The following is a 25,404-nucleotide window of genomic DNA, read 5'->3' as shown; positions in this document are numbered from 1 at the left end:
ATGAAAAAAAAAATCTTAATATTATCTGGTGGTATATCTAAGGAACGACTAATTAGCTTAGATACTGGAAAACAAGTTGCTAAAGAATTAATCAAAAATGGATATACGACTTTAATTAGTGAACCTGATAAAAATTTGTCAAAGAATATTATTTCATTTAAACCGGATATTATTTTTAATGCACTACATGGACAATTTGGTGAAGATGGGTACATCCAAACAATTTTAGAAACAAAAAAAATTCCATATACGCATTCAGGTATAATTGCATCATCAATAGCAATGGATAAAGAAATTTCAAAAAAAATTTTTATAAAAAATAAAATACTTACTCCAAAGTATATTAAATTTAATCATAAAAAAAATAAACTTAATATTGTAAAATTAATTGAAAAAAAATTAAAATTCCCTGTAGTAACAAAACCTATAAATGAAGGGTCAAGTGTTCATGTTTATATTTGTGAGAAGACTAATATAATAAAAAACCTAAACGCTTTAAAAGATTATGATGAAATATTAATTGAGGAATTTATACCAGGTAGAGAAATTCAAGTTGCAATAATGGATAATAAAGTGCTTGGTGCAATTGAACTTGAGCCCAAAAGAAAGTTTTATGATTATGAGGCAAAATATAATTCTAACGCTAAGACCAAGCACCTAATTCCTGTAGATTTGAGCAAAAATAATCTGGCTAAAATTAGTGACATAGCAAGAGATGCTCATAAGATTATAGGCTGCAAAGGTGTTACTAGATCGGACTTTAAGTTTTTTAATGGGAAATTTTATTTACTAGAGATAAACACTCAACCAGGAATGACTAAACTTTCATTAGTTCCTGAGATAGCAAAACATAAAGGTATCAGCTTTATTAAATTAATTGAATGGATTCTAAAAGATGCATCAATCAACAGATAAAAAAAATAAGATAATAATTTATTTATTATTTTTGTTTATTTTAAGCACTACTAGCGCAAAGTTTATAAACGATAAAAACAAAATATCTTCATCAATAAATAAAATTAATATTACAGGTCTTTCTGAAAAAAAAAATTTAGAGATCTTAAAAAATCTTAATAATTTTTTATACAAAAATATATTTGTCATTAATAAAGATGAAATAAAAAAAAATTTAGAAAAACACAATATTATTCAAGAGTTTAGTATAAAAAAAATTTACCCATCAACACTTAACATTGTAATTAAACCAACTAAATTTATTGCTCGAGTTTCTAATAATGGTCAATATCTGGTAGGTGTTAATGGTAAATTAATTGAAGATAAAAATAACAATGAATTACTCCCATATATCTTTGGTGAATTTAATTCTCAGCAATTTTTATTATTTAAACAGAATATTGAAAAATCTATACTTTCTTTTTCAAATTTAAAAACATTATATTTTTTTCCATCTGGAAGGTGGGATATTTTAACTGATAACGATATTTTGATTAAGCTACCACAAGAGCATATGATTGAATCGTTAAATTTATCCAAGAAACTTATAGAGAATGACAATTTTAAAGATAATAAATTTATTGATTTGAGAGTAAGTAATCATTTAGTTGTTAAATAATGGGTAATAAAAAATTTCAAACTATAATTGATTGTGGTGTTTCAAAAATAAGAGCAGGTGTATTTAATGAAGAAGACCAGAACCACCATTTCTTTATCGAGAGCAATTTTTATATAGATCAATCAAATTTTAAATTAGATATTCAAAAAATCATTGCATCATTAGAAAAATCCACAAACGAATATATTGATAATATAGACCTGATGGTAGATAGTTCAAAAACGATTTCTGTTGCAATTTCTGTGTTTAAAAAAATTCAAGAACTGAAATTAAGACAAGATGATATTTTATTTTTAATTCAAGAAGCAAAGCAGCAAATATTAAAATATTATTCAGATTACAATATTGCACACATAATTATAAATAATTATAAAATTGATGATATTGACTATTCTGAACTACCAGATGAAATTGATTGCCAATTCATATCATTAGATATCATTTTTATCTGTCTTCCTAGTGAGTTATTGCTAAGCTTTAAAAATACTTTTTCAGAATTAAATATATCAATTAATCAAATAATTTGCTCTAGTTATGCAAAATCTATCAATTATAAAAATAATTTACATTTAACAGGAGACGTATCCTTCATTGATATAGGTTTTAAAAAAACATCAATTATTTCCTTTAGTAATGATAAATTAATCTTTTTGGATGTTCTACCAATAGGTGGAAATCATATTACTAAAGATATTTCTCTACTTTTAAAGATTGATATTAATGAAGCAGAAAAACTTAAATTAAATTTTGAAAAAAATAATTCACAAGTTGATAATCCAAATTTTTCTTTGGAAACACTGCAAAAAATAGCTTTTGCCAGAACAGAAGAGATTTTAGAATTATGTGATAAATCCCTTGCCTCGAATACGAGGATAAAGAGTCAATTTAAAATGATATTGATGGGAGCGGGATCAAAAATTTTAGATAATAAATTTAAAGATAAAATTTCATTTTCTAAAGATATTGATTTTTTAGAGGAAACTCTGGGAGATGTTTGCCAGTCTGGTTACAAACTAAGAAAAATACATAACAAACAAGAGGTTGTAGTTGTGCCTAAAAAACAAATAAAACAAGGTTTTTTCGAAAAACTTTTTCATTTTTTTAAATAGACTAGTATTTTCTTGTAACATTTGTTGTTTTTCTAAATTTAAATCAATTATTTATAAGAATAATAATGTCTGCCCTTAATCAAAAAACTATCAATAGAGATATTACTTTTAAAGGTGTTGGGCTCCATAGTGGAGCAAACGTAACTATGACGGTTAAGCCAGCAAAACCAAATTCAGGAATTCTTTTTAAAAGAATAGATCTAAAGAAAAATAATATAATAGTTCCTAACATTTTTAATGTTAGTAGTGCAGTATTTTGCACAACCATAGCAAATGAAAGTGGAGTTAGTATATCAACAATAGAGCATTTAATGGGGGCATTATATGGTTTAGGAATTGATAACGTATTGGTAGAGATTGATAATCAGGAAGTTCCAATTCTTGATGGATCAGCTAAAATTTTTATTGAAGAAATATACAAGGCTGGAATAAAAAATAGTGAAGCACCAATAAAAATAATTAAAATTGAAAAAAGAATTGAATTTAATGATGGTAAAAAAACAATTTCTATAGAACCAAGTAAGGTAAGTTTAGATATAGATTTTGAAATAAAATATGAAAATAGTTTAATTGGAACACAAAGAAATTTTATAAATGTATTCGAGTCAGATTTGACTGATATTTATAATTCAAGAACCTTCTGTATTTTTGAAGATATAGAAAAGCTAAAAGAAATGGGATTAGCTCAAGGAGGTAGTCTTGATAATGCAATAGTTGTTAAGGATAATGAAATTTTAAATGAAGAAGGTCTTAGAAATAAAAAAGAATTTGTAAACCATAAGATTTTAGATTGTATGGGAGATTTATACCTAGCTGGTTATAAAATAATCGGGAAGATTGTTTGCTCTCAAGGAGGACACAAATTAACCAACCAATTATTGAGAAAAGTTTTTGAACAAGACAAAAATTTTTCATTAATAGAAATTGCTGAAAAACATTTGCCAAATACACTTATAAATAAGAGTCACCTAAGATCTATAGCTTAAAAAATAGAGTTTTATTCATAATCTGTTAGAATAAGACAATGCTTTCAAAATTAAAAATTATACTTCTTTTAATTACCTTTGTCTTTATTTGCTCTTGTGGAGATAAAACAAAAAAAATTTCTGAGATTGTAGAAGTGGACATGGAAATGCAAATGTCTAAGGCATACAAAGAAGGCTATTTTGAACTTCAAAGAGGAGATGTTTTGTTAGCAGCTAAAAAATTTAATGAGGCTGAGTTGTTATTTCCACAGTCACCTTGGGCGGCAAAATCAGCTATCATGGCAGCTTATGCGTATTATACTCAAGATTATTACGGTGATGCAATTTTTGAATTAGAAAGATATTTAGTAACATATCCAAATCATAAAGATAAAGTTTATGCACATTTTCTTCTAGGTATGAGTTTTTATGAACAAATAGTTGATGAAAAAAAAGACTTAAAATCAATATTAGATTCTAAGGAACAATTTGAAACTATAATTAGAAAATACCCAAATACAGAATTTGCCATGGATGCTAAATTTAAAATAGATTTAATTGATGAAGTTTTGGCCGCAAAGGAGATGTACATAGCTAGATATTATTTAAAAAAAACTAAGTGGATCCCAGCATTAAATCGATTTAAGACTGTTGTTAAAGATTACAATACAACCATTTACACAGAAGAAGCTCTCCATAGATTGGTTGAAATTAATTATAGACTTGGATTAATAAATGAGTCAAAAAAATATGCAAACACTTTAGGATATAATTACCAATCTTCTGATTGGTATAAAAATTCTTATAAAGTATTTAATAAAAATTATAGAGATGGTGTAAAAGAATTACAAAAAGATAAAAAGAAAAAAATAAGTCTAATAAAAAAATTTAAGGGATTATTCGAGTAAAATGAATGATAAAGACCTTGAAATTGAATACTTAAAAAAAATTGATTTATTTCAGGGATATAACAAACATTATTATGATAAAAATAAACCTATTGTATCAGATCAAGAATTTGATCTTTTAAAAAAAGATATAATAGATTTAGAGAATAAATATAAATTTTTAAAAAGTGAATATTCTCCTACTAAATCCATAGGATTTAAACCATCAAAAAATTTTCAAAAAATAAAACATAAAGTTCCAATGTTGTCACTTGGAAATGCTTTTAATGAAGAAGACTTAAAAAATTTTGAAAAAAAAATGATTAATTTCTTAAGTTTAAAAGATACAAATTCTATCGAATATAGTGCAGAACCAAAAATTGATGGAATATCTGCATCGTTAATTTATATTAATGGAAAATTAACCAAAGGACTTTCTAGGGGAGACGGTAATGAAGGAGAGGATATTACACAAAATTTAAAAACAATTAAGGATATACCCTTAGAAATTATCAAGAACAACTTCCCTAAAGAAATAGATATTAGAGGTGAAGTTTTTATAGAAAATAATGATTTTAAAAAAATTAATGACAAGTTTGCAAACCCTAGAAATGCTGCTTCTGGATCATTAAGACAAAAAAATTCATTAATAACTGCAAAAATTCCATTAAAATTTATTGCCTACACATACGGTTATGAAAAAAACATGAATATTAATAATCAAACAAGTTTCTTAGAAAACTTAAAATTATGGGGGTTTAAAACAAACCCATTTAATAAAAAAATTATTGGAGTTAAAAATCTAATATTGAACCATAAAAAATTGGAGGAAAAAAGAAAAGAGTTGGCATTTGATATAGATGGAATTGTTTACAAAGTTAATAATTTTGATTTACAAAAAAGATTGGGTTTTGCTGCTAATGCACCCAGATGGGCGATAGCACATAAGTTTTCAGCTAATAGCTCAATTTCAGAAATAATGAATATTGAAATACAAATTGGTAGAACGGGGGCACTTACCCCGGTTGCGAAAGTTAAACCAGTTAATATAGGGGGAGTAATAGTTTCAAATGCAACGCTTCACAATGAAGATGAAATTGTTAGAAAAGATATAAGAGTAGGGGATACTGTCACCGTTGAAAGAGCTGGAGATGTAATTCCTCATGTAGTTTCGGTAGATTTAAAAAAAAGAAAACAAAACTCAAAAAAATTTATTTTTCCTTTAAAGTGTCCATCGTGTGGAAGTAAAACAATTAAAGATTATAATGAGACAACTAAAAGACAAGATGCTGTAAGAAGGTGTGCTAGCGAGGGGTTTGAATGTGAAAAAATTGCCATAGAAAGAATTAAACATTTTGTTTCTAAGGACGCATTTAACATAGAAGGATTTGGGAAGAAAATTGTTGAAAATTTTTGGAACTTAAAATTAGTTAGACTTCCGCAGGATATATTTAAGCTTAATTATAATAAAATAGAAGAACTTGAAGGATGGGGAAAATTATCAGTTGCTAACTTAAAATTTTCAATAAAAGAAAAAAAAAATATTTCTCTAGAGCGATTTATTTATTCATTGGGTATAAGACATATAGGACAAGAAAATGCTAAGCTTATCGCAAGACATCTTAAAACATCATCTAATTTTTTTAGACTATCAGGGGAAAATAATATTGAAAATTTATCCAATATTGACGGAATTGGAATAACACAAATGCAGTCCATCAAAAAATTTTTCTTAAATAAAACTAATCTTAAAGTGTTGTCTGAGCTAGAAAAAAATTTATTAATCAAAGATGTAATTTTAATAAATAATAAAGGATTATTAAAAAATAAAACTTTTATGTTAACTGGAAAGTTAAATGGAATTAGCAGAGCGGAAGCAAAATCATTGATAGAACAAAATTCAGGAAAAATAATTAGTAATGTTAATAAAAAACTTGATTATTTAATTGCTGGAGACAAACCAACCTTAAAAAAAATAAATACAGCTCAGGATTGGAATATAAAAGTTATTAATCAGGCGGAATGGTTAAAAATGTTAAATAAGAGTGGCTAACCACTTTCTTTCTTTTTTATTAAGCAAATTAGAAAATTCTGAATAAATATTTAAATGGTATTTAAATAAATAATTTTTTTCTATTTTATTTAATAGCTCATAGTTAATTAAGTCTTTTTCTAAAGGAGCAAGTGTAAGGTTTTCAAAATTAAAGCTTTTTTTGGTTTCTTTAGCATAAATTAAGTTTTCAATCCTAATACCAAAGTAGTTTTTTTTATAAAAACCAGGTTCATTGCTCAGGATCATTCCATTTTTTATCTTTATCGAATTATGTTTTGAAATTGATTGAGGTCCTTCATGAACATTTAAAAAAAAACCAACTCCATGTCCTGTTCCATGGGCATAATCTTGACCTTCTTTTTTTAAAAACTTTCTAGCTTTTATGTCAATTTTTTTCCCGGTGTCATCTGTATTCAAGTTTGTTAAGGCAACGGCAATATGGCCTTTTAATACGTTTGTATAAGCATTTTTGATAAATTTGTTTTGTTTTGAGAATGATATAGTCCTTGTTACATCTGTAGTACCGTAATGATACTGCCCACCGGAATCTACCAATAAAATATCGCTCTGTTCAATTTTTTTAGTTGTTTTTTTATTAGCTCTATAATGAACAATTGCACCATTTGAACCAGCACCAGAAATGGTATCAAAACTTGGAAATAAATAATCTTTATTAAGCTTTCGAAATTTTTCTAATTTATTTTGCGCATACACTTCTGTTATTTTTTTTTTATTAACATTTTTAATCCAATAAATAAACCTTGTTAATGCTAAGCCATCTTTTTTATGGGCTTCAATCATATGTTTTATTTCGCTGGAATTTTTGACTGATTTTAGTTCATAAACAGGATCATCAAATTTAAGTATATTAAATTTTGATTTAATTATTTTTTCATAAAAGATTGAGCAAGTTTTATTATCAATAATAAAATTCTTACCTTTTAAATTATCTAAAAATTGTGGGAGTGAATTGATTGGTAAGATTTGTTTCTTTTTAATTTTTTTATCTAATAGAAGGATTTTTAAATTATTTTCATTTGCTATTAAGAAAAATTCTTTTTTTTTATTTAGTATTAATCTAGCATTTGCAATTGGGCTATTTGGGTTGTCATATCCACGAATATTTAAAAGCCAAGCCACATTTTCAGGTGCAGAAATGAAACAATAATCTGCTTTGTTGTTTTTAAGAAATTTTACAACTTTAGAAATTTTAGAACTATATGACTCACCTACAATTTTTGTGTCTAGAGAATAGAATGGTTTCGTATTTTTTTCTTTAATTCTAAATATTTGGTCAATTAAGTTTTGATCAATAGAAATTAAATTATTATTTATAAAATATTTACTAAGTAATTTAGATGTAAATAGTTTTGGGTCGTAACCTAAATTAAAATTTTTAATAATTGTATGAGGTAGTTTTTTATGAATTTCAATTATCTTAAAATTTTTAGATGATTGTTGATGTGCTTGAATAGTATACCTACCATCAACAAATAAATAATTTTGTTTTTTTAAAACTACTGCAAAACCTGCAGAACCTGAAAAGTCTGTAATATTCTTTAACCGATCATTTCTTGCATATTCAGAAAAATATTCATCATTTTTTGGAATAATATAACCATCAATGTCATATTGTTTAAATTTTTTTCTTAGAATTTTTATTTTTTTTAAAATCATTTAATTCTTTTTTGATATCTTATCCATCCAGGACTTCTAGTTCCTTCTTCAATTTCAAAATCTTGATTAAATTCAAAATCTTCTTCATTATCCTTTGAGTCGTCAAAAAAAGAATTTTTTTCTAAAAATTTTTCTGGTAACTCTTCAATAAACCTTGAAGCCATACTGTCTATCCAATTTCCTTGATAAAACCTATTCATAGCAAAAGATATAAGTGCCTTTTTTTTGGCCCTTGTTATTCCCACATAAGCCAATCGCCTTTCCTCTTCAAGCCCATTTTGGCCTTTTTCTTCAATAGATTTTTGGTGTGGAAAAAGACCTTCTTCCCAGCCTGGTAAGAAAACTACATCAAATTCAAGTCCTTTAGATCCATGCATTGTCATCATGTTAACTTTTTCCCCATCCCAATCTTGATCAACTGAGGTAGCAAGAGCAACATGCTCTAGAAAACTTTCTAAATTGTCAAAATCTTTCATTGCACTTAAAAGTTCTTTAATGTTTTCAAGTCTGTTTTCATTTTCTAGATCCTTTTTGTTTTTTAGCATACTTGAATAACCAGATTCATCTAAAACGAGTTGTAATAATTTAACATGATTAATTTTTTTTATATTAATATCATTTCTCCACTTATCCATGAGAAATAAAAAAGAGCTAAGACCAATTTTAGTTTTTGGTTTAATTAAATTCTCTTCAATTAATTTTTTGGAAGCAATTTCCAAACTAACAGCATTTGTTTTTGAAAACTCATGAATTAATTTTATAGTACTTTCTCCAATTGCTCTTTTAGGATTATTAACTATTCGACCAAATGCCAAATCATCTTTTGGCTGGTGAATCAATCTTAGATAAGCAACACAATCTTTGATTTCTGCTCTTTCATAAAATTTTGTTCCCCCAAGAATTCTGTAGGGTAAACCAATTTTTAAAAATCTTTCTTCAAATTCTCTTGTTTGAAAAATAGCTCTAACTAGAATAGCAATATTATTAAAAGAATACTTTTTTTTAAGTTTTTTTTCAATTTCATCAGAAACTCCTATTGCTTCATCTTTTCCATTCTTAAAACAATTAAGTTTGACAAGATCTCCTTCCTCCATAGTTGTCTTTAAAGTTTTCCCAACTCTGTTTTGGTTATTAGCTATAAGATTTGAAGCTACAGATAATATATTTTGTGAGGAACGATAATTTTCTTCTAATCTTATTACTTTTGAATTTTTATATACCTGATCAAATTCTAAGAAATTTTTTATTTCTGCTCCACGCCAACTATAAATTGATTGATCGTCATCTCCAACACAGCATAAATTTTTATGTTTTTCTGAAAGTAGATTAAGCCATCGACTTTGAATATAATTAGTGTCTTGATACTCATCAACAAGTATGTATTTAAAATTGTTTGAATAAATATTTCTTATATCCTGGTTTTTTTCTAAAATTTTAACTACATGTAAAATTAAATCTCCAAAGTCACATGCATTTAAGTCTAATAATTTTTGTTGATACACTTTATAAAGTGGAAGTATAGTTCTCTCAAAAATATCATTTTTATTGATAATAACTTCGTCTGGATAGAACCCTTTATTTTTCCATCTATCAATTATTGAAAGAATAAATTTTGGCGCTAATTGTTTTATGTCTATATTTTCAGCTTTACATATATTTTTGATTAATCTTATCTGGTCATCTGTATCAATAATTGTAAAATTAGAAGTTAATCCAGCTGCAGGTGCATGTTTTCTGAGAAGCTTTGCGCATATAGAGTGAAAGGTCCCGAGCCACGAAAGCCCTATAGCTTCAGAATTTAATATAGAGCTAACTCTGTTTTGCATTTCTTTTGCAGCCTTATTAGTAAAAGTCACTGATAAGATTTGATTTGGAAAGGCCTTTTTTTCTTTGATTATATGAGCAATTCTTGAGGTAAGAACTTTTGTTTTTCCAGATCCAGCTCCTGCAACAATTAATAATGGTCCCTCAAGGTATAAAACAGCTTCTTTTTGAGCATTATTAAGGTTGTTTAAATATTCAGAGTTTATCATTTTTTAAATTTCATTATAAGATATTTAACTTTCAACAAGATTTATGAAAAAAATTGTTAAAACCTTTAATAACCTTATTAAAAAGACAATATTCAAAGTTGAGAATAAAACAATTGATAAGTTTCATGTCAGCAACTTTAATAAATATATAATAGCTATTATTGCTGCATTATTTATTTACATATTTTATTTATTGATACCTATTTTATATGACAAAAATTGGGTACAAAACAAAATTATAACCCAATTAAGTGCTGAGTTTAATATAAATTTAAGCAATTCATTTAATATTTCATATCGTATTTTGCCAAAACCTCATTATTTAATTAAAGACAGCAAAACTGCTTTAGCAGAAATTAAAACATTAAATATTTTTATTAGTCAAAATAATTTTTTTAATAAAGAAAGCACCAGAATAAATGAAGTAGTTATTGAAGAAGCAAATTTTTCTTTACTAAATGATAATTTAAAAATGCTTTATAAAAATAGTGATAATAAATTTTCTAAAAAAAAAGTTAAAATTAATAATAGTAATATTTTTTTTAAGGACAATTTAAATGAAGTAATTTCAATTATTAAAGTCTCAAATGCATTTTTATTTTTTGATGAGAAAAATTTATTTAATATGTTAGATTTAAAAGGCGAAATTTTTAACATACCTTTTAAACTAAAATATCAAAATACACTTGATTTAAAAAAAAAAATTGAGGTGAATGCTCCTGATCTTAAACTTAAGGTTATAAATAAATCTTTTAAAACAGGTGAAGATTTGAGCACTGGAACAAGTAATATTTCTATTTTAAGCTCATCCATTAATACGAAATATAATATTAAGAACCAGATAGTAATATTTCAATCAAATGGCTCTAGAGTCTATAATTCTAAATTAAATTATAGTGGACAACTAGCAATAAATCCATTCGATCTATATTTAAAAATTAATCTAGAAAATTATAAAATTTCTAATTTATTTACATCAAATTCAATTATCAATGAATTTATTAAATCAGGTCCATTATTTAATGAAAATATTAGTGTACACACTTTAGTAAATATTAAATCCACAAAAAAAGATGTAATTTTTAATGAAGTTAAAATAGTATTAAGAATTTTAAATGGCAAAATAAGTTTTGATAACACACTATTTATTAATAACAATATTGGTTTAATAGAAGTTTCTAATAGTGATTTATTTTTAGAAAATGATAAATTAATTTTGGCTGCTAATTTATCAATAGAAATTAAAAATACTGATAGATTATATTCTTTTTTAAACACTAATAAAAGATTAAGAAAAGATATTAAAAATATTAAGTTAAATATAATTTATGATTTTTTGAGTAATGAAATTACATTTAAAAATATTAAGATAGATGACAATAAAGTGAGTAATCAATTCTACAATATAACTGAAGGTTTCACTGATAGTAATTCTAATAATTTAACTAAAAGCAGAAAGTTACTGAATGAATTAATTAATCTTTATGAGGGATAGATCATTTTTTTAGGATCTACTATTTTCTCATAGTCTTTCTCATCAACAAGACCTGTTTTAAGAGTTTCATGTTTTAGCGTTGTCCCATTTTTTAGAGCTGTCTTTGCAATCTTTGCTGCATTATCATATCCGATATGAGGAGCTAGCGCTGTTACTAGCATTAATGAATTATCCAGATGTTCTTTAATTCTTTTTTTGTTAGCCTTTATTCCTTTAACGCAATAAATCGCAAAATTTTTAGTACTATCTGCAATAAGATCTATCGATTGAAGTATATTATGAGCAATCATTGGCTTAAATACATTTAATTCAAAATGTCCATGAGATCCAGCAACTGTAATTCCAGTATGATTGCCTATTACTTTAGCACAAACCATTGTTACTGCCTCACATTGAGTGGGGTTAACTTTTCCTGGCATAATAGACGAACCAGGTTCATTTTCTGGTAATATTAATTCACCATATCCAGCACGAGGTCCTGAACCTAAAAATCTTACATCATTTGATATTTTCATTAATGCAACAGCACAAGTATTTAGTGTGCCTGAAAAATTTACAATAGAGTCGTGAGCTGCAAGTTCCGCAAATTTGTTTGGAGCTGGTATAAAAGGAATTTTAGTATATTTGGCGATCTCTTTAACAATTTTTTTATCAAAACCTTTTTTAGAGTTAATACCCGTCCCAACAGCTGTTCCACCTTGTGCTAAAAAATAAATTTCTTTAAGTGCAAGCTCTATTCTCTCAATGCATTTTTTTAGCTGTACCTGGTAGCCTGAAAATTCTTGTCCAAGTGATAACGGTGTTGCATCTTGTAAGTGAGTTCTACCAATTTTAATAATATTTTTAAATTCTTTAGATTTTTTTGCTAACTCTTTTTCTAAAATTTTTAAGCTAGGTAATAGTTTTGATATAGTTTCTTTAGCAACAGATATATGCATAGCTGTTGGAAAGACATCGTTTGTTGATTGAGATTTATTTACATGATCATTTGGATGAACTGGTTTTTTTGAACCTTTTTTTCCGCCTAATATTTCAATTGCTCTATTTGCAATCACCTCATTAACATTCATATTAGTTTGTGTGCCAGAGCCTGTTTGCCAAACTTTTAAAGGAAAATTTTCATCTAGCTTTCCTTTAATAACCTCATCTGAAGCTTTTATTATTGAATTGGTAATTTTTTTATTGATCTGTTTTTCTTTATAATGCACTAAAGCAGCAGATCTTTTAATGATTGCAATAGATTTTATTATTGAAATATTAACTAAAATTTTTCCAATATTGAAAAATTTATTAGATCTTTGAGTTGATGCACCCCAATATTTATCACTAGGCACGTTGATACTTCCAATGCTGTCGAATTCTTTTCTTAATTTCATTGATTAATATATAATTAGTAATTTAATATACTTATATATTAATTTTTAAAAACTTACAGGAGCTAAATGTCAAATTTTAACAAAGTAAAAACTTTTATGGAAACCTTTGGTCAAGAAGTCAAAACTAAGCCATCTTTTAGCACTGATAAGATCAATAGTCTTAGATATGATTTAATAAAAGAGGAATTAGAAGAGCTTAAAGAAGCAATGAAAAATAAGGATCTTTTGGAAGTTGCAGATGCTTTAACAGATATATTGTATGTAACTTATGGGGCTGGACATGCGCTTGGTATTGATCTTGATAAGTGTTTTGAAGAAGTACAAAGTTCAAATATGAGTAAATTAGGTGAAGATGGCAAACCTATCTATAACGAATCTGGAAAAGTTATGAAGGGCCCTAAATATTTTAAACCTGATTTATCTAAATTTGTAAATTAGTAGGGGCGTTCTGTTCTACCCCTTAAACCAGCTTATAACAGAAAATAACGCTTTTTTGAAAGACTTCATTGAGGACTTCATTGAGGACTTCATTGAGAGTTTTAACTTTTGTCCTAAACCTTGTTTTGAAACTTCATTGAAATTGGGGGCAATTATTCTCTTATCGTACCCTAAAACCTTAAATTGTCTTTGCATTTGATATTTCAATTTTTTAAAACAAATAAATGTATTTATTTGTTTTAAAAATATTCTTATATTCTTTCATTATGAGGATAATTATATTAACAGTTTTTTTAGTTTTCTCATTTACAATCACTGCTTATAGTTGGGAGAAGGTGCCTGTTCCAGATTATGTAAACAAAAAAACAAAATCACCGTGGAACTTTTATGAAAATTTTGAAGACCAAAAAGTTGGACAAGTAAATCTTAAGAAATACCACATTAATGACAAAGGCGTAGGTAGAAAACCATTTAAGATAAAACAAGAACCAAATGAAAATAAGTTTTTAGAAATTTCTGTTGAACATGGTTGGAATAAATGTTGCGGAACATGGGTCAACACAGAAAGAGCAGAGTTTGAGGTAAAACCAAAAAAAACTTTAAATAAAGAAATCTGGTATGGATTTAGAATGAGATTTCCTGAAAACTTTGAGCATATAGATGATAGACTTTTGGTGACTCAGTTTAAAAATAATTTTAAAGATATGAGGAAAAGTCCATTAGTTTCTGTGCATTTTTATGAAAATGGAAATTTAGTTGATATTGGAGGTGATACAGGCGGAATAGCAAAAATTAAATATAACAGTTCAGAAGCATTCATACACAGAGTTTCAAACAAATTTTATAAAAAAGATAACAAGTATGAATTATATAAGTTCAAAATTAGAAATCAGTTTTCAAAATATGCTCGAGAATTAACTTCCTCTGCTGCAGATATAAACTTTCCAAGATCTTTTAAAAAAATTCATGGTCAATGGAATACATTTAAATTTGGTATCAAAAACTCAAAGTCAGAAGATGGATTTGTACGTGTATTTATAAACGACGAATTAGTTCTAAATTATTCAGGTATAACTTGGGATTGGAAGAAAGGTGTATACACTGGATCACACATTAGAATAGGTCCTTATAGAGACTCTGATCCATTAGGTATTGGATATCCAAAACAATCAATACATTATGATGATTTTATTGTTGTTTCAGATAAAAAAACCTTGGACAAATATTTAAATTAGATAAGGGGCGTTCTGTTACCCGGTGCCCCAGACCGTGCTTCTATAATTAACCTAAGTTAATTATGCAGCAAGTGCGTAACTTTCGTCAGCATTTAAAGTTTAGCCCGTTACGGTGGAACAATCCCGAACGAAAGAATAGCCTTTAGTCACCCGTCGATCCTATTTCACCCCCATAAGTTGTAATGGTGGAGGTGGTGGGTACTGCCCCCACGTCCGTAATGGTTATTACGAAATTCGTTTATCGTCGTAGTTGGCAAGCCAACACTATTACTATAAAAGCATTTGATAGAGATTCAATAAAATAAAGATTCAATAAAATCATGAAATTAACTAAAGAACAATCACAAGAGATCAAAGACCAACAGAGTCAACAAAATCAAACAAAAAGAGTTACTGCTCCAGCGCTTGAAAATATTCTGTATGAGGCAATGCCAGTATTAGACCATGGTTTTGTAAGAGTTATTGATTACATGGGTGATGATACTTCAATTGTTCAATCAGCTAGAGTTTCATATGGAAAAGGAACCAAGCAAGTTTCTACAGATGCAGGTCTGATTAAATATTTAATGAGACATTGGCATAGCACTCCATTTGAAATGTGTGAAATCAAATATCATGTGAAGCTTCCAATATTTATTGCCCGACAATGGATAAGACATAGAACAGCAAATGTTAACGAATACTCAGCTAGGTATTCAATTTTAGATAAAGAATTTTATTTGCCATCAGCAGAAAATTTAGCAGCACAATCCTCAAGTAACAGACAGGGTAGAGGTGATGTGATTGAAGGTGAACAAGCAAAAGAAGTTTTAGAACTTTTAAAAAGTGATGCCGAACAAACTTATGACAATTATGAGATGATGCTAAATGAGAGATTTGACGGTTCAACTATTGATGAAAATAAAAAAGGGTTAGCAAGAGAACTTGCAAGAATGAATTTAACTTTAAACACTTATACACAGTGGTATTGGAAAACTGATTTATTAAACTTAATGAATTTTTTAAGATTAAGAGCTGATAGTCATGCACAATATGAAATAAGAGTATATGCCGATATCATGTTAGATACTGTAAAGAAATGGGTTCCAATTACTTATGATGCATTCATGGATTATAGAGTGGGTGGTACAGAAGTTTCTGCTAAAGGAAAAGTTATCATTCAAAAACTTATTAAGGGTGAAGAAGTTAACCCTAATAACTCAGGCTTGTCCAAAAGAGAGTGGAATGAGCTAATGGTTGCATTTGATTTGACTGATAAGATAATTTAATTTTTAAAAATTAATTTAAAGATTATCAAATAATAGTAAATTTATGAAAGAAATTAAATTGCCAACAAATAGAAATTTTGGAGCAGTATTTTTTTTTGTATTTTTAATTATTTCATTATTTCCACTCCTGAAAAATGAAAATATAAGAATTTGGTCAATAATAATCGCTCTTGTTTTTTTAGTTTTAGGATTATTGAATTCAAAATTCTTGACACCTTTAAATAAGATTTGGTTTAAATTTGGAATAATATTAGGTAGACTTGTATCTCCAATTGTAATGGGTATAGTTTTTTTTACAATTGTTACACCAACATCACTTATTATGAAATCTTTAGGTAAAAATTTACTCAATTTAAAAAGAGGGAGTCAAAAAACATACTGGATTAAAAAATCTAAAATAAAAAGTAAAATGAAAAATCAATTTTAATTTTAGAGAAAGTTTTTCCCGTATTTATTGTAAATAAAACTAATGTATAGCTAATTTATAAATTTCGATTCAATAAATTTATGGTAATGTTTTTTCTATGGATTTTTTAAAAGAGTTTTGGGAATTTTTAAAGTTTAGAAAAAAATATTGGCTACTACCGATATTATTAGTTTTAGTTTTATTTGGTGGATTAATAATTTTAAGTCAAGGTTCAGCTGTAGCACCATTTATTTACACAATCTTTTAAGTGAAAACTATTCTAGGCATCTCTGCGTTTTATCATGATAGTGCGGCAACTATTCTTGTAGATGGTAAGATTATTGCAGCAGCACAAGAAGAAAGATTTACAAGAAAAAAACATGATTCTAGTTACCCATTTAATGCAATTGAATTTGTTTTAAAATTTGCAAAAATTAAACTTAGTGAAGTTGACCAAATTATTTTTTTTGAAAAGCCTTTTTTAAAGTTTGAAAGATTGTTAGAGACTTATGTTGCTTTTGCACCAAGAGGTTTCAAGTCCTTTTGTATGGCAATACCATTATGGTTAAAGGACAAATTGTTTCAAAAAAAAATGCTTTTCAATGAATTAAAAAAACATGACAACAATTTCACTGATGATAAAAAACTTTACTTTTCAGATCATCATTTAAGCCATGCAGCCAGTGCTTTTTTTCCGTCTCCATTTGAAGAGGCCATAGTATTAACAGCTGATGGTGTTGGTGAATGGGCAACAACTACAGTTGCCATTGGCAAAGGAAATAATCTGGAGATAAAAAAAGAAATTCACTTTCCTCATTCATTAGGGTTATTATATTCAGCATTTACTTATTATGCTGGCTTTAAAGTAAACAGTGGCGAATATAAGCTTATGGGTCTGGCTCCTTATGGGTCCCCAATTTATGAAGACAAAATTAAAAATAATCTTATCGATATTAAAGAAGATGGATCATTCCATCTCGACCAGTCATATTTTAATTATGCAACTGGCCTCACAATGACAAACAATAAATTTACTAATTTATTTGGTCAAAAAGTTAGAGATGCTAAACATGAAAAGTTAACTCAATTTCATATGGATATAGCTGCCTCAATCCAAAAAGTAACCGAAGATATAATGATTAGACTTACAAAATCTTTAAAAGAAGAATTTAATATATCAAATCTATGTTTAGCTGGGGGTGTTGCACTCAATTGTGTTGCTAACGGAAAAATATTGAAAGAAAAAATATTTAATAATATTTGGGTTCAGCCTGCAGCTGGTGATGCTGGTGGATCTTTAGGAGCAGCACTAGCCTTATGGCACATTGAACAAGATAATCCACGAAATGTAAATCAAAATGATAGTATGCAAGGCTCATATCTTGGACCAGAATATTCACAAAAAATAATTGAAGAGCAACTTGATAAAGCTGGTGCAAAATATGAAATTCTTAAAGAACAAGAATTAATAGATAAAACTGCAATTCATTTATCAAAAGAAAATGTAGTTGGGTGGTTTCAAGGAAGAATGGAATTTGGACCGCGTGCTCTAGGTGGACGATCTATTCTAGGTGACCCTAGATCAGAACAAATGCAAAAAAATTTAAATTTAAAAGTTAAATATAGAGAAAGTTTTAGACCATTTGCTCCATCAATTTTAGAGGAAGAAGTTAGCGAGTGGTTTAATATTGATGTTACTAGTCCTTATATGTTGATGGTTGCTGAAGTTAAAGATGGTTTAAAGATAGAAATGACCACAGAAGAAAAAAAATTATTTGGTATCAATAAATTAAATATTAAAAGATCAAATATTCCTGCAGTAACACATGTAGATTATACATCCAGAATTCAAACAGTAAGCTCCAATATAAACTCCAAGTATTATAAATTAATTGCAAAATTTAAGGAGAAAACTGGATGTCCTATTTTGATCAATACATCATTTAATATTAGAGGCGAACCAATGGTTAATACTCCAGAAGATGCTTTTAATTGTTTTATGGGAACTGAATTAGACACCCTGGTTATAGGTAATTGTTTTTTACTTAAGAAAAATCAAAATATTAGATTAAAAAAAGATTATAAAAATCAATTTGAGCTTGATTAAAAGCATATGAATTCTAAAAAGATATTATAATGAAAAAAGTTAACTATATATACTTTTTTATTTTAACTACTATTTCAGTATTAATTTTCTTTAGCTTGTTTAAATTTTTAAATATAAATTATTTGGGTTTTAAATTTTATTATCTAAAATATTTCTTATTATTTGTCTTATTATTCATAATTAGTTTTTTTTTTAAAAAAAAAAAAATATTTTATATAATTTATTTATTTTCATTATTGCTACCAATTTACTCATTTGAGATATTATTGAATATAAAAAGTTTTGAAAATTTTGTTTTTGATAATCGAAGTAGACTTGAAATCTATCATCAAACGGAGTTAAAAGATAAATCTGTAACTATTTCTGGAACAAATTTTATTGATGATAACACACTTGATGTTTTACCTTTGGCAGGTGTATCTAATATTTACACAATATTTTGCAATGAAAATGGATATTTTAATAATTATGTTTCAGACAGATATGGATTTAACAATCCAGACAAAAATTGGAATACAAAAAAAAAGGTTACCTTTCTTGTCGGTGATAGCTTCGTTCATGGGGCATGTGTAAAAGAGGATTTTACCCGAATACTAAACAAAAAGTTAGATAAGATTTTTTTAAATTTAGGAATGGGTGGAAATGGCCCGTTATTAAATCAAGCAACCTTGCAAGAATATATTAAAGTAAAAAAACCAGATTCTATTTTATATTTTCATTACGAGGGAAATGATTTTTATAATTTGAACCGTGAAAAAGATCATTTTATCTTAAAACAATATTTAGATATTAATTTTTCTCAAGATTTAAAAAATAGACAAAATGAAATCAATTTACTTTTAAAAAATGATATATCAAAAAGATATTATCAAAAATTATTAAAGTCACAAAAAATAGAAAAAATTAGTAAAATTAGAAATATAATTGTTTTAACAAAATTTAGAAAATATTTTTTTGATAAATATTTTCCATCACAAAAAATAGAAAATAAAACTGAAGCATTATCCAGAAATAATAGATATTTAATTCAGCTAAATGATTATCGAAATATTTCTAATAGACAAAAAAAAAGTTTAACACTCATGCGTGATATACTTGAAAACTTTAAAGGTATGGCAAAATTACATAACTTTAAATTATATTTTATATATATCCCAGCATATGATCGTTTTAAGTTAAGTGAACAATTTCCAGATAAAATTAATAGTTTTGATTTTTTAAATAAAAAAAAATTATTAAAAATAGTTGAAAGAAAAGAGATACCCATAATTGATTTAACAAATTTTATTAAAGTAAATAATTATAAAGATTTATATCCATTTGGATTAAGTGGCCATTTTAATCAAAAAGGTCACAACTTAATTTCAGATTTTATTATCTCCAAAACTAATCATTAAGATATATATTTTTTATTTTGTGAGCAAAAGCTAAATATATTTTAGAAATTTCATGATCAGGATTAGCTTCTACAATTGGCTTTCCTTCATCACCACATTTCCCAACTTCAGGATTTATTGGAATTTCTCCTAAAAATTCTTTTTCAAACTCTTCAGCAGTTCGCTTAACTCCACCTTCACCAAATATCTTATATTTTTTACCATCATCTCCTGTGAAATAACTCATGTTATCAACTAAGCCTAATATCTTAACTCCAAGCTTATCAAACATTTTAATGCCTCTTTTAACATCAAGAAGAGCCACTTCTTGAGGGGTTGAAACAATGATTGCCCCATCCATTTTAATTTCTTGAGAAAAAGTTAATTGAGTATCGCCAGTCCCTGGAGGCATATCAACAATTATAAAATCTAAATCTTTCCAGCCAACTTTTTGTGTAAAAGTTTTAATAGCACTTGTAACCATAGGTCCACGCCAAATCATTGGGGTTTGTTGATCTGCAAGAAAACCAATGGACATACATTGAATATCATATTTTGTAATTGGAGTTAAAGTCTGGCCATCACTTTTTGGTTTTTCATTAATATCAAACATCTTTGGAATTGAAGGACCGTAAATGTCAGCATCTAGCAAACCAACTTTGCAACCAATTTGTTTTAATGCTAAAGCAAGGTTAGTTGCAAAGGTTGATTTTCCAACACCACCTTTGGCACTTGATACAGCTATTGTAAATTTTGTTCCCAAAATAGGATTTTTAGTGAACTTTCTAGGCTCTAATTTTTTCTTCATTGCGTCACTTAGTTCTGGCTTTTTATCAGTCATAACCTCATCATTACTTGTTTTTTATTAGAAAGACATTATATACTTTGTCATATGTCGGATGATTTTAAAAGCAGAGGCGGAAGCCCATGGGGAACACCTCCAGGTGGAGGAAATGGTTCTGGAAAAGGACCTACACCACCAGACATCGACGCATTAATTAGAGATATTCAAAGTAAGATAAATAGATTTTTACCTGGTGGAAGTTCATCAGGAAAAAAACCAATTGGTTTAATTTTAATTATTTTAGCCTTTGTATGGTTAGCAAGTGGACTTTATAGAGTGGGACCCGATGAACAAGGTGTTGTTCTTAGATTCGGTAAGTTTGTAAAAACTACTCAACCAGGATTACATTATCACATCCCAATTCCAGTAGAAACAGTTGAGACACCAAAAGTTACAAAAGTAAATAGAATTGATATTGGATTTAGATCTGAAAGAGATAGTGGTTTTTCACAAGGTGGAGGAGTTGCTGATGTTCCTCAAGAAAGTTTAATGTTAACGGGTGATGAAAACATAGTTAATATAGATTTTTCAGTTTTCTGGGTAATTAAAGATGCGGGTAAATTTTTATTTGAAATACAAGATCCAGAAGGAACAGTAAAAGCTGCAGCAGAGACAGCAATGAGAGAAGTAATTGCTAAAAGTAAAATTCAACCAGTTTTAACTGAGGGAAGAGCTCAAATTGAAATTGAAACTCAGGAAATTATTCAATCAATTCTAGATGAATACAATAGTGGTATTCAAATTACACAAGTTCAAACACAAAAAGCAGATCCACCTGATCAAGTAATTGATGCGTTTAGAGATGTTCAAGCAGCAAGAGCAGACATGGAAAGATCTAAAAATGAAGCTGAAGCTTATGCTAATGATGTTATTCCAAGAGCTAGAGGAGAAGCTGCAAAAATCATGCAAGCAGCAGAAGCTTACAAGCAAAAAGTTGTTGCTCAAGCAGAAGGTGAAGCTAGCAGATTTATATCTATTTATAATGAGTATGCGAAAGCTAAAGAAGTAACTCAAGAAAGAATGTATTTAGAGACTATGGAAAAAGTTTTAGCAGATATTGATAAAGTGATAATTGAAAAAAATGCAGGCTCAGGTGTAGTACCGTATTTACCATTACCAGAGCTAGGTAAAAAGAAAGCGCAAAATTAATGAAAAAAATTTTATTACCAATAATTATTTTAATAGGGGCATTAGTGTTCTTCTCTATATTCATTGTTAAAGAGGTTAATCAAGCAATTGTACTTCAGTTTGGTGATCCTAAAAAAATCATACTAAAACCAGGTTTAAATTTTAAAATACCTTTTATTCAAAACGTTGTCTTTTTAGATAGCAGAATTTTAAATCTTGATACACCACCAGCAGAAGTTATTGCATCAGACCAAAAAAGATTAATAGTTGATGCTTTTGCAAGATTTCAAATTGTAGATCCTTTAAAATTCTATATTTCAGTTGGAAATGAGAGAGTTGCAAGATCAAGATTAGCAACAATTATTAACTCAAGAATTCGAAATGTTTTAGGGCAACAAGAATTACAAACACTACTATCAAAAGATAGATCTAAACAAATGTCTTTAATTCAAGAAGGTGTAAACGCAGAAGCTCAAAAATTTGGAATAAAAATAGTAGATGTTAGAATTAAAAGAGCTGATTTACCTCAAGCGAACAGTGAAGCAATCTATAGAAGAATGCAAACTGAAAGAGAAAGAGAAGCCAAAGAATTTAGAGCAAGAGGTGCTGAAATGGCAGTTACTATCACATCTACTGCTGACAAAGATGTTTCTGTATTACTAGCAAACGCTAATAAAGATTCAGAGATTATGAAAGGTGAAGGTGATGGTGAAAGAAATAAAATTTTTGCAGGTGCATTTGGTAGAGACCCTGAATTTTTTGCATTCTATAGAGCAATGCAAGCTTATGAGACTGCTTTAATAGGTGGAGACACTTCGGTAATTTTATCTCCTGATAGTGAATTCTTTAAATTTTTTGGTAACATAAAACCTAAAAATTAATCCAAAACAATGAAAGAGCTAATTATAGCTTTTGGCCTTTTCCTTTTTATAGAGGGAATTTTATACGCCCTATTCCCATCTAAAATGAAAAGTATGCTATTAAAATTAAATGATGTGACTAATAGTCAATTAAGAACAGGTGGATTGATATTTGCAGTAATAGGATTTATTATTATTTGGTATATAAAAAATTAAAATGAATAAAATTAAAAGATTATTATTAGTATTTTTTACAATTAGTTTTACATCTCAAGTTTTTGCAAAAGATATACCGGGATCTTTTGCAGATTTAGCAGAAAGATTAATGCCATCTGTTGTAAATATTTCAACCACAACAACCGTAACAACAAATACTAATCCTTTTCCAGGATTTCAATTTCCTCCAGGATCTCCTTTTGAAGATATGTTCAAAGAATTTGGGACACCTCAAACAAGGAAGTCTGCTGCACTAGGTTCAGGATTTATAATAAAAGAGAGTGGGATTGTAATTACAAACAATCATGTTATTCAAAATGCAGAAGATATTTTGGTTAGAGTTGACGGTGATAAAGAATATAAAGCAACTGTTGTTGGTGCGGATCCTTTATCAGATATTGCTGTCCTTCAAATAGATTCAAAAGAAAAATTTACACCAGTTAAATTTGGAAATTCTGATCAAGCAAGAATTGGTGATTGGGTTATAGCAATCGGTAATCCTTTTGGTTTAGGAGGAACGGTTACAGCAGGAATAATATCAGCAAGAAATAGATCAATTGGTCTATCTCGTTATGAAGATTATATTCAAACAGATGCCTCAATAAATTCAGGAAACTCAGGTGGACCTTTATTTGATATGAATGGAGATGTAATTGGAATTAATACTGCAATTCTAGGTAAAGGTGGCTCTATAGGAATAGGTTTTTCGATACCATCGAATGATGCAAAAAGAGTTGTTAGTCAATTAATAGAATTTGGTGAAACTAAAAGAGGATGGCTGGGTGTTAGAATTCAAGTAGTTTCTGAAGAAATTGCTGAAGTTGAAAAATTAGATGAACCTAGAGGAGCGTTAGTTGCTAGTGTTGCAGAAAAAAGTCCATCTGACAAAGCAGGAATTAAAGCAGGAGATATTATATTAGAGTTTAACAATACTAAGATTAAAGAAATGAAAGAATTACCAATAATTGTTGCACAAACAGAAGTTGGTAAAACTGTAGATGTTAAAATTTGGAGAAATAAAAGAGAGATTACTAAAAAAATTAAACTAGGAAGACTTGAAACTTCAGAAGATTTTAAAGTAGAAAAAAAAGAAACTAAAGAAGAAACACCTGAAATTTCTGAAATTAAATCTTTAAAAATAATTGTAAGACCATTGAATAATAAAGATATTAAAGAAAGAAAATTGCCCAATCAAACAACAGGTTTGGTTATAACAAATATTGGAAAAAATAGTCCAGTGGATTACTTAAATGTTGGAGATGTCATTGTGGAAGCTCAAAAGAAAAAAATCAAATCAACCAAAGATCTAGAGGGTATTGTTGATACTGTTTTAAAATCTAATCAAAAAACAATTTTGATTGTAATTTATAATAATCAAAACCAAAGAAGGTATATTGGTGTTAAGCTAGATTGATAATGGACAAACAGTCCAAAATTATCCTAATTTCAGGTCCCACCGCTTCAGGTAAATCAAATTTTGCTGTCAAGATTGCAAAAAAAATTCAAGGAGAAATAATCAATGCTGACAGTATGCAGGTTTACAAAAAGCTAAAAATCTTAACTGCAAGACCAAACAAACAAGAACAAAAAAATATTAAACATCATCTTTATGGGGTTGTTGATTTAAACAAAAGATTTTCTACAGGTGAATGGCTTAAAATAGCTATCAAAAAAATTAAAGAAATTAAAAAAAGAAAAAAAATTCCTATTTTAGTTGGTGGTACAGGTCTGTATTTCCAATCTTTAATTGATGGTTTAGTTAAAATTCCAGAAATACCTATTAAGTTTAGAAATAAAATTAGATTGAAGCAAAAAAAAGAGGGACAAAGAAAATTTTATAAAGAACTTTTAAGAATTGATCCTATGGCTAAAAATAAATTTGATCAAAATGATACTCAAAGAGCAATTAGAGCCTTTGAGATTAAATCGTTTACAAAAATTTCCATGTATGAATGGTTAACTAAAACAAAATCTGAATTTAAAGATGAGGAATTTCTAAAACTATATATTGATTTTAAAAGAGAAGACTTAATTAAAAGAATATCGCTAAGATCAATTAAGATGATTGAGGAAGGGGCAATAAATGAGGTAAAAAAATTCATAAAATTAAAAATAAAAAAAGATCTGAGCGTAAATAGAGTAATAGGGATTGACGAATTGACACAGCACTTAGATAAAAAAATTGAATTAGTCCAAGCACGCGAACTAATTTCAATTAAAACAAGACAATACGCCAAAAGACAAGCTACATGGGCCAGAAGTAGGATGACATCATGGGAAAAAATTAATCCTTTTAAGATTACTGACTACATAAAAAATTTAAAAAAATCAGCGCTTAAACTTGACCAATTAACATAA

General features: G+C 27.7%; 23 protein-coding genes and 1 other RNA gene. 19 read left to right on the top strand and 5 right to left on the bottom strand.

The window, feature by feature from the left end; genetic code table 11:
* The 6 genes from ABXT45_RS05440 to ligA all read left to right on the top strand — a co-directional run bounded on the left by ABXT45_RS05440 (position 1) and on the right by ligA (position 6,587).
* Positions 1 to 915 carry a D-alanine--D-alanine ligase gene (locus tag ABXT45_RS05440; RefSeq protein WP_415313075.1) on the top strand — a complete coding sequence of 305 codons (915 nt, stop codon included), beginning with the start codon at positions 1 to 3 and terminating at the stop codon, positions 913 to 915.
* Entirely contained in the window at positions 896 to 1,573 is a 678-nt protein-coding gene (locus ABXT45_RS05435) for a cell division protein FtsQ/DivIB (RefSeq protein WP_415313074.1), read from the top strand. Before ABXT45_RS05440 ends, ABXT45_RS05435 begins: the two co-directional genes overlap by 20 nt.
* Positions 1,573 to 2,682: a cell division FtsA domain-containing protein gene (locus ABXT45_RS05430; protein ID WP_415313073.1), complete on the top strand. Its 1,110-nt coding sequence runs from the start codon at positions 1,573 to 1,575 to the stop codon at positions 2,680 to 2,682. Before ABXT45_RS05435 ends, ABXT45_RS05430 begins: the two co-directional genes overlap by 1 nt.
* A gap of 65 nt (positions 2,683 to 2,747) precedes the next feature.
* Positions 2,748 to 3,668 (top strand): UDP-3-O-acyl-N-acetylglucosamine deacetylase, encoded by a 921-nt coding sequence (gene lpxC, locus ABXT45_RS05425; protein ID WP_415313072.1) that lies wholly within the window; start codon positions 2,748 to 2,750, stop codon positions 3,666 to 3,668.
* Positions 3,669 to 3,706: 38 nt separating this feature from the next.
* A complete protein-coding gene (locus ABXT45_RS05420; protein ID WP_415313071.1) occupies positions 3,707 to 4,555 on the top strand; it encodes an outer membrane protein assembly factor BamD in 849 nt (282 codons plus the stop codon).
* 1 nt (position 4,556) lies between these two features.
* Entirely contained in the window at positions 4,557 to 6,587 is a 2,031-nt protein-coding gene (gene ligA / locus ABXT45_RS05415) for an NAD-dependent DNA ligase LigA (protein ID WP_415313070.1), read from the top strand.
* On the opposite strand, the gene ABXT45_RS05410 is transcribed toward ligA, so the two are convergent.
* Together ABXT45_RS05410 and ABXT45_RS05405 are read right to left on the bottom strand one after the other, a co-directional pair.
* Positions 6,570 to 8,264 (bottom strand): M24 family metallopeptidase, encoded by a 1,695-nt coding sequence (locus ABXT45_RS05410; protein WP_415313069.1) that lies wholly within the window; start codon positions 8,262 to 8,264, stop codon positions 6,570 to 6,572. The two genes, ligA and ABXT45_RS05410, sit on opposite strands and share 18 nt — an antisense overlap.
* Positions 8,261 to 10,297: an ATP-dependent helicase gene (locus ABXT45_RS05405; protein ID WP_415313068.1), complete on the bottom strand. Its 2,037-nt coding sequence runs from the start codon at positions 10,295 to 10,297 to the stop codon at positions 8,261 to 8,263. Before ABXT45_RS05405 ends, ABXT45_RS05410 begins: the two co-directional genes overlap by 4 nt.
* Positions 10,298 to 10,340: 43 nt before the next feature.
* Between ABXT45_RS05405 and ABXT45_RS05400 the strand changes: the two genes are divergently transcribed.
* Positions 10,341 to 11,792: a hypothetical protein gene (locus tag ABXT45_RS05400; RefSeq protein WP_415313067.1), complete on the top strand. Its 1,452-nt coding sequence runs from the start codon at positions 10,341 to 10,343 to the stop codon at positions 11,790 to 11,792.
* On the opposite strand, the gene fumC is transcribed toward ABXT45_RS05400, so the two are convergent.
* Positions 11,780 to 13,168 carry a class II fumarate hydratase gene (gene fumC, locus ABXT45_RS05395; RefSeq protein WP_415313066.1) on the bottom strand — a complete coding sequence of 463 codons (1,389 nt, stop codon included), beginning with the start codon at positions 13,166 to 13,168 and terminating at the stop codon, positions 11,780 to 11,782. The genes ABXT45_RS05400 and fumC overlap by 13 nt on opposite strands.
* Positions 13,169 to 13,234: 66 nt before the next feature.
* Between fumC and ABXT45_RS05390 the strand changes: the two genes are divergently transcribed.
* Positions 13,235 to 13,606 carry a phosphoribosyl-ATP diphosphatase gene (locus ABXT45_RS05390; RefSeq protein WP_415313065.1) on the top strand — a complete coding sequence of 124 codons (372 nt, stop codon included), beginning with the start codon at positions 13,235 to 13,237 and terminating at the stop codon, positions 13,604 to 13,606.
* A 266-nt stretch (positions 13,607 to 13,872) separates the two neighbouring features.
* Positions 13,873 to 14,841: a heparin lyase I family protein gene (locus ABXT45_RS05385; protein ID WP_415313064.1), complete on the top strand. Its 969-nt coding sequence runs from the start codon at positions 13,873 to 13,875 to the stop codon at positions 14,839 to 14,841.
* On the opposite strand, the gene ssrA is transcribed toward ABXT45_RS05385, so the two are convergent.
* Positions 14,842 to 15,142, bottom strand: a transfer-messenger RNA (tmRNA) gene (gene ssrA / locus ABXT45_RS05380).
* Between the two features lie 19 nt (positions 15,143 to 15,161).
* Here ssrA and thyX point away from each other — a divergent pair.
* The 5 genes from thyX to ABXT45_RS05355 all read left to right on the top strand — a co-directional run bounded on the left by thyX (position 15,162) and on the right by ABXT45_RS05355 (position 20,019).
* Complete coding sequence (gene thyX / locus ABXT45_RS05375; RefSeq protein WP_415313063.1) at positions 15,162 to 16,109, top strand: FAD-dependent thymidylate synthase; 948 nt, start codon at positions 15,162 to 15,164, stop codon at positions 16,107 to 16,109.
* Between the two features lie 43 nt (positions 16,110 to 16,152).
* Positions 16,153 to 16,536, top strand: a complete 384-nt coding sequence (locus tag ABXT45_RS05370) for an SxtJ family membrane protein (RefSeq protein ID WP_415313062.1) — start codon at positions 16,153 to 16,155, stop codon at positions 16,534 to 16,536.
* A 97-nt stretch (positions 16,537 to 16,633) separates the two neighbouring features.
* On the top strand, positions 16,634 to 16,783 hold the full coding sequence (locus tag ABXT45_RS05365; RefSeq protein ID WP_415313061.1) for a DUF5989 family protein: 150 nt from the start codon (positions 16,634 to 16,636) through the stop codon (positions 16,781 to 16,783).
* The gene (locus ABXT45_RS05360) at positions 16,784 to 18,622 is read left to right on the top strand and encodes a carbamoyltransferase (RefSeq protein ID WP_415313060.1); all 1,839 of its coding nucleotides are present in this window, start codon (positions 16,784 to 16,786) and stop codon (positions 18,620 to 18,622) included.
* A gap of 266 nt (positions 18,623 to 18,888) precedes the next feature.
* The gene (locus ABXT45_RS05355) at positions 18,889 to 20,019 is read left to right on the top strand and encodes a hypothetical protein (RefSeq protein ID WP_415313059.1); all 1,131 of its coding nucleotides are present in this window, start codon (positions 18,889 to 18,891) and stop codon (positions 20,017 to 20,019) included.
* On the opposite strand, the gene ABXT45_RS05350 is transcribed toward ABXT45_RS05355, so the two are convergent.
* A complete protein-coding gene (locus ABXT45_RS05350) occupies positions 20,009 to 20,839 on the bottom strand; it encodes an Mrp/NBP35 family ATP-binding protein (RefSeq protein WP_415313058.1) in 831 nt (276 codons plus the stop codon). The two genes, ABXT45_RS05355 and ABXT45_RS05350, sit on opposite strands and share 11 nt — an antisense overlap.
* A gap of 51 nt (positions 20,840 to 20,890) precedes the next feature.
* Here ABXT45_RS05350 and hflK point away from each other — a divergent pair, with 51 nt between their 5' ends.
* From hflK to miaA, 5 genes are read left to right on the top strand one after another with little or no spacing between them, the layout of a single operon-like run.
* The gene (hflK, locus tag ABXT45_RS05345) at positions 20,891 to 21,991 is read left to right on the top strand and encodes an FtsH protease activity modulator HflK (RefSeq protein ID WP_415313057.1); all 1,101 of its coding nucleotides are present in this window, start codon (positions 20,891 to 20,893) and stop codon (positions 21,989 to 21,991) included.
* Positions 21,991 to 22,851 (top strand): protease modulator HflC, encoded by an 861-nt coding sequence (gene hflC / locus ABXT45_RS05340; protein WP_415313056.1) that lies wholly within the window; start codon positions 21,991 to 21,993, stop codon positions 22,849 to 22,851. Before hflK ends, hflC begins: the two co-directional genes overlap by 1 nt.
* 9 nt (positions 22,852 to 22,860) lie before the next feature.
* Positions 22,861 to 23,046: a DUF2065 domain-containing protein gene (locus ABXT45_RS05335; protein WP_415313055.1), complete on the top strand. Its 186-nt coding sequence runs from the start codon at positions 22,861 to 22,863 to the stop codon at positions 23,044 to 23,046.
* 1 nt (position 23,047) lies between these two features.
* On the top strand, positions 23,048 to 24,460 hold the full coding sequence (locus tag ABXT45_RS05330) for a Do family serine endopeptidase (RefSeq protein WP_415313054.1): 1,413 nt from the start codon (positions 23,048 to 23,050) through the stop codon (positions 24,458 to 24,460).
* Positions 24,461 to 24,462: 2 nt separating this feature from the next.
* Positions 24,463 to 25,404, top strand: a complete 942-nt coding sequence (gene miaA, locus ABXT45_RS05325; protein WP_415313053.1) for a tRNA (adenosine(37)-N6)-dimethylallyltransferase MiaA — start codon at positions 24,463 to 24,465, stop codon at positions 25,402 to 25,404.

The sequence above is a fragment of the Candidatus Pelagibacter sp. Uisw_106 genome, from assembly GCF_047724975.1.
GTDB lineage: Bacteria > Pseudomonadota > Alphaproteobacteria > Pelagibacterales > Pelagibacteraceae > Pelagibacter.
Note: the sequence above shows the minus strand (reverse complement) of the source record. Positions and strands in the feature narration are given on the sequence as shown.